Origin of the sequence: Psychroflexus sp. ALD_RP9 (assembly GCF_017311165.1) — a bacterium.
Lineage (GTDB): Bacteria > Bacteroidota > Bacteroidia > Flavobacteriales > Flavobacteriaceae > Psychroflexus.
This window is the reverse complement of sequence record NZ_CP062973.1, coordinates 1,992,933-2,005,575: the sequence shown is the minus strand read 5'-3', so window position 1 is coordinate 2,005,575 and position 12,643 is coordinate 1,992,933. Positions and strand designations below refer to the sequence as shown.

Sequence of the window (12,643 nt, the reverse complement as noted above, 5' to 3'; positions counted from 1 at the left end):
AAACAAATGGAATCGATTTTTTGGTTGAGCATTGAGTAGCTATCTGAATTTGAAAATCTAAACGCTGAATAACAAAACACGGAAAATCAACACAGCGGAATTTTAGCACGTTTGAAAACAGATGAATTTACTCTTGAAAACAGATTTTTAAATCGAGATTAATATAGCAAAACTTCAGCTCTACTCGACGGAATGGAATAGCAGAACGAAAAAAATGAACTCAAACTCAATATAAAACCTATTGGTAACAACGGCTATAATGCATTGCGGTTTGGAATTTTCTATGGAAAATTCCAGTTAAAAGTGTAATTTCGTTTCCAAGCGGAATAATCCTAACGGATGATTCCGCAACGACATCATAGCCAAGACCGTTGCCAACAATATGAGAAAACGCAGAAATAACAACAAAAAAAGTCGATTTTCGATTTTATTTCCAATCCTGACAATACTCGGAATTGGAATTATTGCTGTGTTAACTTCTGGTTATGAAAAAAGCTGGACGTTTAATTGGAACGGAATTGAAAGTACTATTAAAGATTCAATTAGTGTTTATAAATATCAATCCATTTCGAGCGGAATTGGAGGAAATGGAAGAGCAATAACTGAAGAAATTGAAAGCCGAAAATGGATTATGGAAAACGCAACTGAATCTGAACTTCTAAAACTAACGGAATTTCCAAACGGAAATATCAAGGCAATTGCTTACGAGGGATTATTAAGAAAAAAGAATTTCAAAAACAAAGCTGAACTGATTTCTAATGCGATTAATGACACAATTTATTCTGTTTACTATCAATCAGGTTGTTTAGGAAATGAATTAGAAATTGGAGAATATTTGGTTAAAAATGTTTTAATAATTGACGACCGAATTCCACCTTTTAGACCTGAATTAATAACTGATTTTGGACTTTCTGAAATGGAAAAGCAAAGAATCCTGAATGAATTTCATAATCGGAAAAAATAAAATACTGTTGGCAACAATGTATAACCGCAATTACGTCGGATTCGACTACGTCCGAATCCACTCGGAATTGCTAACGTCTGTGCTAAACCGAAAAATTTGCGTACTTTAACCCGTAAATGACGGTTATACGAGACCGTTAGGCAAAATTTAAATTTGTTGAAAATATCTGAACTTACAGAATTTCGAAAAGTAAACAGACCAACTAAAAAAATAATAGATGGAAAACGAGTCTATGAAAAAATTGAATTTGAATTAAAGTATGACCCAAATATTAAAAATGATAGTTATAGGTTATTTGCTAAAATTTTAGACATTTTAATCGGAATTATTATACTGTATTTTTTAGTAAAAAACGATATTATCAAATTAACTCCTACAATTTATTTCCTGCCAGTTTTTTTAATTTTTTTAAATTCAGTTTTAGAAACAATTTTAGGTTCATCTATCGGAAAATTAATTCTTTGGATTGAAGTTGTTAATGACAAATGCGAACATTTGAATCTTTTAAAATCTATAGAGAGAAATTTTTATTCTTTTTTATTATTTTTTTCATTTCCTATTTTAAGAAGTGCTTCAGCAGATACAATTGACTATTACGATAAAAAGATGAAAGAAAAACACATTTATTTTATATCAAAACGAGAAAAAAGAAAAATTAAAGCAATGTTGAATAAAAAAACTTTGCCTAACAACGTATATAACAAATAGCTGCACCTTTTATAAACTACAAATTTTGGTATATTTACAAAGTCGCCAAATCTTTTGATTTGGCATTTTGAAAATAAAAGATAAAAACAAAATACAAAAGATTTGGCTTGTGGTTCAACCGAAAAATAATCGCTAATTTACACGCTACTTGTCATATACAAATCCGTTGGCATTCATTTAAAACACAATACAATGAAGAACAAATTTTTAAAATTAGACAATCCTTGTAATGAAAAGTGGGAAAATATGAAACCCAATGAAAAAGGAAATTATTGTGATTTGTGTTCAAAAAATGTTATTGACTTTACTCAACTAAATCAAGTTGAGATTTCGGAGATTATAAAAAAATCGGGAAATAGAATTTGTGCAAGACTAACACATTCTCAATTGAATTCGCCATTATTAAATTCACAGAATAATTTTGATTTAAATTTTCCAAAATCTAAAGTAGCTGCAGGATTGATACTTGCAACTTCATTAACTATTGGACAAACTTCACACGCTGAAAATTCAATGGTAAAAACAGAATTTGTTCAAAATTCAAACTCAAAATTGGAAACAAAAGAACTAAAATCTAATACAAAACCAAATGAACCCAAATTAGAAGATACAATTATATTTAATGGGCAAATAACTTCCAAGGATCTAAAAAAACCTGTTAAAAATGCAAAAATAACACTTGTAACTTCACAAAAAATATTGAACGCTTATACATCAACAGACGGAACGTTTTCAATTGAAATACCTGCAAGCTTAATTGATAATGATAATGTAATTAGAGTTTCATACTATGACGTCGAGGAAAAAAGAGAAAACGAAACATTTTTTGGATATGAAACAAAAGATTACATATTGACTAAAGAGGAATTAAAAACAAACTTTTCAATAAAAGCCGAGCCTGAAGTATTATATCTTGGAGGAATTGGAGCCTACTCTGAGAAAAGAAAACCAATTGTTTTAAGTAATGGAGTTGAAATTAAGTATCGTGAATTTGTTAAGGCTCAAATGGGTGAAAAAAGTAGTTGTAGTCTGGAAAATAAAGACTTTATGTATTTTGATTCAAAATTTGCGATAGCGATTTATGGAAAAAAAGCAGAAGATGGACTTTATATATTAACCAATAAAACAGACGAATAAAAACGAAATGCCAACAATGGCTATAAGTAATAGCTTGTTCTCATCTACTTTTGAAAATCCTCGCGGATTTTCAGTTTGGTGTATACTTGCAAAATTAAGTGCTAAATCACGCAACTACTCATAGCCGAGACCGTTGTAGCCAATTTAAACAACCACTTTCCAAAATGAATAAAGAAGAAATATTAAAGAAGTTTAACATTACCAAAAATGATGTCGAAAATTTTGATTTAGACTTTCTTTCAACATATTTAAAATTTCATCACAAAAAAGAGTATGGAAAATCTTCAATACTTTTTTGGGGTTTTGATAAAAAAGAAGTTCAAAGATTAAATGAAATCGCTATTAGTTCAGCTTTGGATATCAAGAAAAGGTATTCTGAAAATATAACTTTCATCTGTGTAAATAAGGATTTTAACGACGATGCTAAATTAGCAAAAGCAAAAAAAGGCAATAGTATTGTTTTGGATTTGAGTGAGTTTGAATTTATTTTTAAGAACAGAGAATATAATTTATTAGAAAACACTGATTTTTTCCCAAAAAAAGAAATTTCAGAAATTAGAATACCAATACCACTAAGTAATTTTAATTATGAAATTGAAACAGAAAGCTACTCAGCCGAAAGTGATAAAACCTATAAGTATAACCTTTATAAACAACAATGTGAGTGTAAAGAGTTTAAAGAAAACTCAGATTACGAAAAAGGCGATTTAAGAAGACTTTGTAAACACTTATTGTACGAGTATAAAAACAGTTTTAAACCAATTAATTTAAATTATTTCACCTTATTTTTAATATCAAACGATATTTCATTAAAGCGATATCTTGAGTATTTCAGTATAGGAGAATTAGAATTTCCTGTTTACGTAAGTTATAGCAATTTATACGATTGGGTTAATATTTTCTTTCCTAACGAAAACGGTAAGTATAAAGTTTATGGTTATAATAAACTTGAAAAAAGATTTTCATATAATGACAAGCCTATTGGTTATGTTCCTGAACTAAGAAGTAAATTAAATCAAATATTTGAATCAAAAAGAAACAAAACTAATAAAACGAAATCTCTTAATAATAAGGGAAAAACTGGTTGTGGTACATCTATTTTGATTCTGATAATTATTGTTTCATTAATTAGCTTCTTGTGAAAAAAAACTGGCTACAACAGCGCATAACAAAAATGGCGAATTTATTGCTTGAATGAGAGTTTTGTATATTTTTATAAAAGTAAAAGTTTAACCGAAAAACTTGCGCATTTTAAGTCGCCACTTTCGTTATGCGCGAGACGTTAGCACCAATTTGAAAAAAAACTGAACTTTGTTAAAAGCAATAGATGAAAATAATAAACGTATTTCGCCAGAAAAAGGAAGAATTGGATTTTGTCAATTATGTAAGAAAAAAGTTCGTGCTTACTGTGGAGAAATAATTATAGACCATTGGCGTCACATTAAAATTCAGAATTGTGATTCCTGGAGCGAAGGAGAAACAGAATGGCATCGTGAATGGAAAAAAGAATTTCCAGATGATTGGCAAGAAGTAATTATAGAAAAAGATTCTGAAATACACATTGCCGACATACTAACTTCCAGCAATTTAGTTCTTGAATTACAAAATTCTTCTATTTCGAGTACTACTATAAAAATCAGAGAAAAATTTTATGGTAAAATGATTTGGCTAATTAATGCTAACAAGTTCAAAGATAATTTTAGTATTAGTAGTGTAGTTAAAACTCAATTGAGACATTTGGATGACAATTATAGAGACTTTTTAAATTATGAACCGAGTGAAAGTTATGAACTTACGACAGCTAAAGAAGAGTTAGAAGATTTTGAAAACAAATTATATAATATTGATTATAAAATTTCTAATCTCAAAAATAAACTTAATGATTTAGATGAATTTTTAGGAGACTTTAAGGAAACATCTGAAAAATTTATTAGCTCTAATTATTACAATTCGCGTATAATGTATGACCTTGAAATATTGGAGCAAAAAGAACTTAAAGAAATCAATAACATTAGAGCACAACTTAAAGATGAGCTTGAAGCTAAAAAAAAATTACTTCGTATTATAGACAGTTTAGAAAGTTGTAAAATAGACAATTACTTAAATTATAAATTCATTGAGCCTAATCAAATAAGTTCATCCTCATTTGAAAAATGTGCTTTAATAGAAAAGGAAACAGAAACATCTTTGTTTCCAACTATAATAAAATTCAAATCAAAAATTGAATTCGAGAGAACAGCTAAAAATCAAAAATATCGATTGATAGTAAATCCAATAAGTAAAATTGAAAAAACCAACGAAGAAATTGCTGACTTAGAAAACAAAATTGAAAAATTAAAGGAAAAAAAAGCAGAGACTAAAAAGAAAATAAAAAAACAACTAAAGTCTTTCCTAAAAAAGAAAAGGAAGAAAATCAAGCACAAGCTAAAATTAAAAGAAACGAAAAAAGCAAAGATAAAAACTGCATTATCATTAAAGGAAGAAGACATTGAGTCAATTAAAAATATTGATTCTCAAAATAGAGCAAGGGAATATAACTCAATTACAGAAAGCCACGAAAAAGAAAGGTTTAAAGTGATGAAAAGATATAAAGGTCTGTATAACTATTATTGGAAATACAAAAGGAAAAGTTGGGACTATTCAGAAAAGAAAATTTATTTAGATTTTGAAAATGCTATATTTGAAATATTAAGCAATAATACTTTAAGAAAGCATAGTAAATCTGACTTTATAAAAATAGTAAAAAACTGGTGCTAACAACGTATATAGCTCATAGCTAAAAAGTTGATTAATCGAAGTTAAGGCGTATTTGGAAAGTCGCCAAATTTTTAAATTTGACGATTTCCAATAAAAAAGATAAATAGTAAAATTTAAAAATCTGGCTTGTGCTTAATCCGAAAATAATCGCTAATTTACACGCTACGAGCCATATACAAAACCGTTGGGCATAATATTGAGACGAATTCAACAAATGATTAGATTTAAAGTTTTATTTATTAGTATATTAATAATGCAACTGAATTCTTCTTGTTCTGAAAAGTTTGCGACAACTGAAATGGAAAATAATTTCACTTCTGAGCAAATTAGTGACCTTAAGGAAATAAGAGATTTCTTTGAAAAACAAATTTGTGATAAAAACAAAATTGATTTTGGCGAATGTTTTAGAAAAATACCACACGATTCCCTTTACGCATATGGAGATCCTTTTTGGAAGCAGATTGACTTCGGAAAACAAAAAGACTTATATGAGAATATTTCAGAATCAACTTTTAATGAAATCTGGGAATTTTGTAAAACGACTTATTTAGAAACTGGAAAAGTCACCAAATCAGTTTGTTCTAGCAATGGTAAGTATCAAAAATATTTGACTGAACTTGGAAAAAAGAATCCAAAAATTAAAAAATATGCTGAAAGATTACTTTCGGCTGGAGATTGGAGTAGTGGAAATATTCATTATCAAGTGTTTTCTGATGAAAAGAATTTTGACTTGAATAATCCTGATATTCAACTAATACTTTCAATTCATTATTTGACCTTTAATGACCAAGAAAAACGAAATGAGAAGTGGAACTCTGAATAAAATACTATGCCCAACATCGCATAACCGCAATTACGGCTGATTCGACTATAAGCCGAATCAACTCGTATTTGCTCACTTGGGTTTTGTAATTGAAATTCATTACTGTTAAGTCCGTAAAAACTGCGGTTATACAAAAACGTTACCTGCAAGCTGAACCCAACCGCACAAACAGCACATTTGGTTTTTCCCGACACATAATCCAACGCTAAAAAACCAAAAGAGCTGTTTCTTGCCTTTGCGCTTGAAAAAACACTGAATGAAAAAAATTGTGAATAAAAACATAGAAACCATTCAATCCAAAACAGTAAACTTTATTATCTTGTGCTGATTAATAATTCAAAATGCTTAAAGAAAGGATTGAAATAGAAAATATTGGTGGACAGCTATTTGAAATAAAAATAGTAGACCCAGATAATTCTAAACCAGCTTCATTTACACATTATTTGCATAATCATCAAAATGGAGTTTCTCAATTTTATAAAAAAGATGCACTTTCTTACGTAAAAGAAATTCTTGAAAAAGAATATCCCAAAGAAAAAATCACAAATAAAGTTGCTGAAGAAGCGCTTCAATATTTGATTTTTGACCTCAATAAATCTGTTCCTTTTCCAGCACCAGAAAAACCGAAATTTAAATTTATTGACCTTTTTGCAGGAATTGGTGGATTCCGTTTAGCTCTTCAAAATCTAAAAGGAAAATGTGTTTTCACTAGTGAATGGGATAAATACTCAAAACAAACTTATAAAGCCAATTTTGGAGAAATTCCTTTTGGAGATATAACAAAACCTGAAACAAAAAATTATATACCTGACAATTTTGATGTGCTTTGTGCGGGTTTCCCTTGTCAAGCGTTTTCGATTGCAGGAAGACGTGGCGGATTTGAAGACACAAGAGGAACACTATTTTTTGACGTAGCAGAAATCATCAAGGAAAAACAACCAAAAGCAATTTTCCTTGAAAATGTAAAAGGTTTAAGAAATCACGACAAAGGAAAAACTTTGTCAACTATCTTAAATGTACTTCGAGAAGATTTAGGGTATTATGTTCCAGAACCTCAAATTATTAATGCAAAAGAATTTGGAGTTCCTCAAAATCGAGAGCGAATTTTTATTGTTGGGTTTCATAAAGACACTGGTATTACAGATTTTGAATACCCAAAACCAACCAATAAGGAAACTGTTTTAGAAGATGTTTTAGAACAAAATGAAGTTTCAGTTAAGTATTATCTTTCAACAACTTACATAGATACATTAAGAAAACACAAAGCAAGACACGAAAGTAAAGGAAACGGATTCGGCTATGAAATAATACCAAAAGATGGAACTGCAAATGCTGTTGTTTGTGGTGGAATGGGAAGAGAAAGAAATTTAGTGTTTGATGATAGATTAACAAATTTCAAACCTATAACTAATATTTCTGGAGAAGTAAACCGAGAGGGAATTAGAAAAATGACACCTCGAGAGTGGGCAAGATTACAGGGATTTCCGGACAATTTTAAAATAGTAGTTTCAGATGCACAAGCATACAAACAATTCGGAAATTCAGTTGCAGTTCCAGCAATTCAAGCAACTGCCGAAAAAATAATGGAAAAACTTAACTACAAATGATAACAGGAAATAAAGGAGAATGGAGCGAAATTTATGCCCTTTTTAAATTATTAGGCGACAAACAATTATTTCTTGGAAACAAAGACATTGAAAAGTTAGAAGGTTTAGTTTATCCAATTATCAAAATACTTCGCACCGAAAACAACGGTAATTTTGAATACTCAATTCAAGATGAGATTATTTTAATTTCAGGTGGTGAGGGAATTTTGAAAATTCCAATTTCAGAATTTAAAGACAAAGCTCTTTTTCTCTTAAATACAATCAAGAAAAACAAAGAAAGAACTTTTTCTGTTCCAGAAATTGAGGAATTTATGCAATCGATAAATTGTATTTCCTTAAAAGCAAGTTCTACAGCAAAAACTGACATTACGATTGTTGTTCACGACCAAAGAACGAATCAACAACCAACATTGGGATTTAGCATAAAATCTCAACTTGGAAGCCCTTCTACTCTTTTAAATGCAGGTAAAACAACAAACTTTATTTATAAAATAAACGGAGCGAAACTTACAGAAGATAAAATTCAGGAAATCAATTCAATCGCATCCAGAAGTAAAATAATGGATAGAATTGTTGAAGTTCATAAAAATGGCGGACAATTTGATTTTATAAAAACAGAACGACAAATATTTTCAAATAACCTTGTTCTAATAGACAGTTTACTTCCAGAGATTTTATCGCAAATAGTTTTTGACTTTTATTCAAGTGAGTTTTCTCACTTGACTGATTTAGTAAACAAAACGGCTGAAAAAAACCCATTGAACTTTGACATTGAAAACGAACATAAATTTTACGAATATAAAATAAAACGCTTCTTGACAGATGTTGCATTAGGGATGATGCCTTCAAAAGTTTGGACAGGAAAATATGATGCTACAGGTGGATATTTAATTGTAAAAGAAAATGGAGACGTGTTATGTTATCACATTTACAACAGGAATGAATTTGAAGATTATTTATTAAATAATACCAAACTCGACACCGCAAGTTCTTCACGACACGGATTTGGAGAAATTTACGAGGAAAACGAAGAATTATATTTCAAACTGAATTTGCAAATTAGATTTACGAAATAGCCACCGCTAAAAGTCATACACATTTGCAATTCGCTACAGCCGATACACAAGCCAAAAATTGCAAAAGAGTATGTCTTTGCCAACGCTAGCAAGTTTGCGGAATAAAAGCCAGCAGGTAACAACGTATATAAAAAATAGCGGCTTAAGTGTTTAATCGAAAGAAAATGAATAAATTAGTAGTCAATTTTAACCGAAAAATTAGTGCTTAAAACCCGCTACTTTTCATATACAAAACCGTTGGCATTCATTTAAAACTGACTCAGATTTTTAATAGCGAAACAAAATATGGATGAAATAGCTGTTCTGACTATATTTGAAATCATTTTTAATTTTATTGGAGCCAGTTTCCGATGGATTTTTGGAAATCTATGGAGAACTATGACAAATAAGCCTAAATATGCTTTCAAAGAATATTTAAATGGTGCAAAAAAATCAACAGAATATTACGATAAATTACTACACGGAACTAGTAATGTTATAGTTGGAGTTGTTGTTACTCTTCTAATTATCTTAATGGTAATAATGTTATAAATTGAATTTGATTGATTTTTATGAAAATGAGCGAATTGAATAGACAGACATTGAAATACAGTTTTTATAATGGAATTTTCTTTGCAATTGGAATGGCTTTATTTGATTATTTTGGACAAGATGATTTCAATATTTGGAAATTCATTTTTAATCTAGTGTTTTTTGGATTTTTTATGGGTTTAGTTTTTAGACCAACCTTTAGAAATAAACTGAATAAAGAAAATAATGGAGTGGAAAATAAGAAACCTGAATTGAATAATGACACTGAAAACAAAAAACGAAATGCCAACAGCGCATAACAAAAATGGCGAGATTTGTGCTGAAACGAAAGTTTTGTGTATTTTTATAAACGTAGAATCTTAACCGAAAAACTTGCACATTTTAAGTCGCCACTTATGTTATGCACGAACCGTTGGCAATAATATGAAAATCAGCAGATATCTATTACTTTTATTTATTTTAATATTAGTTTCTTGTAATAGAAATCATAATATTTTGATTGATGACAAAATTTCAACTTTAGATAATTTAAAAAAATTAGACTCAACTGATATTTATAGAATCAATGAATATTATAATTATCCTCCTCCAAAATATAAAAAGTTTAAAAGCGATAAACTTACAATAGTAATCACGAAAAAATACGAACAAAAATTACAGCAAAAAAGACTGAAAAAATTAAATGATTATATACTAAAAGCTCTAAGAGGAGAAGATATTTTATTTAATTTAAATGGAGTAATTGTCCCTAATGAAAAAGTCAGAAAACTATTAGAATTAAAAAATGAAAATTTAAGAATAGTAAGTGTCGAAAAACCTAATGCTGTTTTAAAAATATGGGAAGTAAAGCCTAAAAAGATTAATATTCTAATTAATACTTATGACTTTAAAACAGAATTAATAGAATAAAATAATTTTTTTAAGGTAATTTAAATATGGAGATTATTTTTGAGACAATAATAATTTTAATTTTCAGATATCCTGGAGCTGGAATACGTTGGCTATTTTCAAGAATGTGGAAATCAAAGAAAAGCTTTAAAGAATTTTTAAAAGATGATTCTTATATAAATGGAATTATCGGATTGTTATTTTTAGCTTTAATTATAATTTCAATTACCTATCTCGTTCCACAAAAATAAAAATACTATTGCCAAGAACGTATACCAGCAATTGCGGCTATGTGTCCTGTGGACACAACCGCGCAAGCATAAAAGTCAGGATTTTTTTCTATCTTAGTTTTATAAATCCCGCAACTGACGGGTATACAAGACCGTTGGCAACAATATTGAAACCGAAATGAATAAAAAAATTTACATTGTAATTATTGTTTTGTTCGGATTTTTGCTTAAATCTTGCGACCCGACTTATCCAGTTTCAATATCAAATCAAACTGATTCTGAGGTTACTATTCAAGCGAAAAAAACTTTGAGGTTTTGGAATGATAGCATAAAATTAAAAGAACTTTCAGATGAAAATTGGATTGAATTTAATTTAAAACCAAAACAATCAATTGAATGTGGAATGACAATCGGTGGATTGAGAAATGACTTACCTTTTTCTGAACTTAAAATTTTAAAACCACAAGACACAATTATCGCTAAAAATGAAAATCAAGTAATGGAATTATTTGCTAAATCATTTTTTGGTAATTTAAACACACCCTATAAACTAACTATAAAATAACACTATGGATTACGGATACAAATTTGAGAAATTAATAAATAGATACATCGGAACACCTGATTACGTAACTTATGCTAATAATTGGAACGATAAAAATGAAAGAACTGCATTACTTTTTACAGCTTGCATAAAAGAATACGATAAAAACAGTACTGGCGATATTGGAGAAAAATTACAATACTTTATGGAAGAGCTCTTTAAAGATGATAATGAAGAAAGAAAAACAAGTAAAGAGTGTATGGAATTTTTAAACGGATTAAAATAAAAACACTGTTGCCAACAATGGCTATAAGTAATTGCTTGTCCTCGAATACTTCTGAAAATCCTCGCGGATTTTCAGTTTGGTGTGTACTTGCAAAGTTTCGTGCTAACCCACGCAACTACTCATAGCCGAAACCGTTACATGCAAGCTAAGACGAAAAAAATTGCTAAATCATAAAGTAGTTTCTGATGATTTTATCAGCAATACGTGAAATATGAAAATTGGAATTTTAAGGTCAAAATGATAATTTAAATCTTAATAGAATCAAACGATTATTTTACTCAAAATCTAAATATGAATCTTTGAAAACAAATGACTAAAATCGTGTTCTGAATATTTGATTTGAAACTCTAATATCTGAACTGCTTTACTCATTCGTTGAATAAATTAGGTTGAGCGTGAAGTCGCTAAATGGAAATGATAGGTTTATTGGAATTTTCTGAATTTTATCACTCAAACTCGGAATTTTTTCTTTCTTGAAAACAAATGGAAACCATCAGCGCTGAAAAAATGACTAAATTAACATCGAAAAAAATAATAGCAAATCGAATAAAACCAGCATGTAACAACGGCTATAATGCATTGCGGTTTGAAATTTTCTATGGAAAATTCCAGTTAAAAGTGTAATTTCGTTTTCAAGCGGAATAATCCTAACGGATGATTCCGCAACGACATCATAGCCAAGACCGTTACATGCAAGCTAAAACGAAGAAAATTGCTAAATCATAAAGTAGTTTCTGATGATTTTAACAGCAATACGTGAAATATGAAAATTGGAATTTTAAGATCAAAATGATAATTTAAATCTTAATAGAATCAAACGATTATTTTACTCCAAATCTAAAAATGACTAAACTCGTGTTCTGTATATTTGATTTGAAACTCTAATATCTGAACTGGTTTACTCATTCGTTGAATAATTAGGTTGAGCGTGAAGTCGATAAATGGAAATGATAGGTTTATTGGAATTTTCTGAAATTTATCACTCAGACTCTGGATTTTCTCTTTCTTGAAAACAAATGGAAACCATTAGCGCTGAAAAAATGACTAAATTGGCATCGGAAAAATTAATAGCAAATCGAATAAAGCCAGCAT

The 12,643-nt window shown here is 29.2% G+C and carries 13 protein-coding genes; all 13 read left to right on the top strand.

Annotated features, from left to right (window positions below; translation table 11 throughout):
- Positions 1-382 precede the first annotated feature (382 nt).
- Positions 383-964 (top strand): hypothetical protein, encoded by a 582-nt coding sequence (locus IMZ30_RS09445; protein ID WP_207038062.1) that lies wholly within the window; start codon positions 383-385, stop codon positions 962-964.
- Positions 965-1,120: 156 nt separating this feature from the next.
- The gene (locus IMZ30_RS09440) at positions 1,121-1,672 is read left to right on the top strand and encodes an RDD family protein (RefSeq protein WP_207038061.1); all 552 of its coding nucleotides are present in this window, start codon (positions 1,121-1,123) and stop codon (positions 1,670-1,672) included.
- A gap of 192 nt (positions 1,673-1,864) precedes the next feature.
- The gene (locus tag IMZ30_RS09435) at positions 1,865-2,809 is read left to right on the top strand and encodes a hypothetical protein (protein ID WP_207038060.1); all 945 of its coding nucleotides are present in this window, start codon (positions 1,865-1,867) and stop codon (positions 2,807-2,809) included.
- Positions 2,810-2,973: 164 nt separating this feature from the next.
- Entirely contained in the window at positions 2,974-3,951 is a 978-nt protein-coding gene (locus tag IMZ30_RS09430) for a hypothetical protein (RefSeq protein ID WP_207038059.1), read from the top strand.
- Positions 3,952-4,120: 169 nt separating this feature from the next.
- The gene (locus IMZ30_RS09425) at positions 4,121-5,566 is read left to right on the top strand and encodes a competence protein CoiA (RefSeq protein WP_207038058.1); all 1,446 of its coding nucleotides are present in this window, start codon (positions 4,121-4,123) and stop codon (positions 5,564-5,566) included.
- Positions 5,567-5,819: 253 nt separating this feature from the next.
- Positions 5,820-6,389: a hypothetical protein gene (locus tag IMZ30_RS09420; RefSeq protein WP_207038057.1), complete on the top strand. Its 570-nt coding sequence runs from the start codon at positions 5,820-5,822 to the stop codon at positions 6,387-6,389.
- A gap of 341 nt (positions 6,390-6,730) precedes the next feature.
- Positions 6,731-7,996: a DNA cytosine methyltransferase gene (locus IMZ30_RS09415; RefSeq protein WP_207038056.1), complete on the top strand. Its 1,266-nt coding sequence runs from the start codon at positions 6,731-6,733 to the stop codon at positions 7,994-7,996.
- Positions 7,993-9,072 (top strand): HpaII family restriction endonuclease, encoded by a 1,080-nt coding sequence (locus IMZ30_RS09410; protein ID WP_207038055.1) that lies wholly within the window; start codon positions 7,993-7,995, stop codon positions 9,070-9,072. The genes IMZ30_RS09415 and IMZ30_RS09410 overlap by 4 nt, the downstream gene beginning before the upstream one ends.
- Before the next feature lie 285 nt (positions 9,073-9,357).
- Complete coding sequence (locus tag IMZ30_RS09405; RefSeq protein ID WP_207038054.1) at positions 9,358-9,603, top strand: hypothetical protein; 246 nt, start codon at positions 9,358-9,360, stop codon at positions 9,601-9,603.
- 35 nt (positions 9,604-9,638) lie between these two features.
- Positions 9,639-9,902 (top strand): hypothetical protein, encoded by a 264-nt coding sequence (locus IMZ30_RS09400; RefSeq protein WP_207038053.1) that lies wholly within the window; start codon positions 9,639-9,641, stop codon positions 9,900-9,902.
- Between the two features lie 196 nt (positions 9,903-10,098).
- Positions 10,099-10,512: a hypothetical protein gene (locus IMZ30_RS09395; protein WP_207038052.1), complete on the top strand. Its 414-nt coding sequence runs from the start codon at positions 10,099-10,101 to the stop codon at positions 10,510-10,512.
- 387 nt (positions 10,513-10,899) lie between these two features.
- Positions 10,900-11,286: a hypothetical protein gene (locus IMZ30_RS09390; protein WP_207038051.1), complete on the top strand. Its 387-nt coding sequence runs from the start codon at positions 10,900-10,902 to the stop codon at positions 11,284-11,286.
- A 4-nt stretch (positions 11,287-11,290) separates the two neighbouring features.
- Complete coding sequence (locus IMZ30_RS09385) at positions 11,291-11,551, top strand: hypothetical protein (protein ID WP_207038050.1); 261 nt, start codon at positions 11,291-11,293, stop codon at positions 11,549-11,551.
- The last annotated feature ends 1,092 nt before the right edge of the window (positions 11,552-12,643 follow it).